The organism is Cupriavidus sp. SIMBA_020 (genome assembly GCF_046535395.1).
Taxonomy (GTDB): Bacteria; Pseudomonadota; Gammaproteobacteria; order Burkholderiales; family Burkholderiaceae; genus Cupriavidus; species Cupriavidus campinensis.
Genome location: NZ_JAWRWU010001638.1, coordinates 1 through 237, shown reverse-complemented (window position 1 = coordinate 237; position 237 = coordinate 1). Strand labels below are relative to the sequence as shown.

At 67.9% G+C, this 237-nt stretch carries 1 protein-coding gene; it reads right to left on the bottom strand.

Features of this window, described 5'->3' with window-relative positions:
* Positions 1 to 237, bottom strand: a 237-nt coding sequence (locus SB751_RS35155) for an asparaginase domain-containing protein (protein WP_410749633.1), incomplete at both ends; no start/stop codon positions are given.

The following is a 237-nucleotide window of genomic DNA, read 5'->3' as shown; positions in this document are numbered from 1 at the left end:
CGACCATCACGCCGCGTCCGCGCGCGGACGGACTGGCCGCCACCTCCACGGCTTCGTAGAGATTGCTCGGGCCGTCGGCGCTCGTGGCCGTGGACGGCCGCATCGAGCCCACCAGCACGACCGGTTTGTCGGTATGCAGCACGTTGTCGAGGAAGAACGCGGTTTCCTCCAGCGTGTCGGTGCCGTGCGTGATGACCACGGCGTCGGCTTCGTTGTGGTCGAACAGCGCCTGGATGC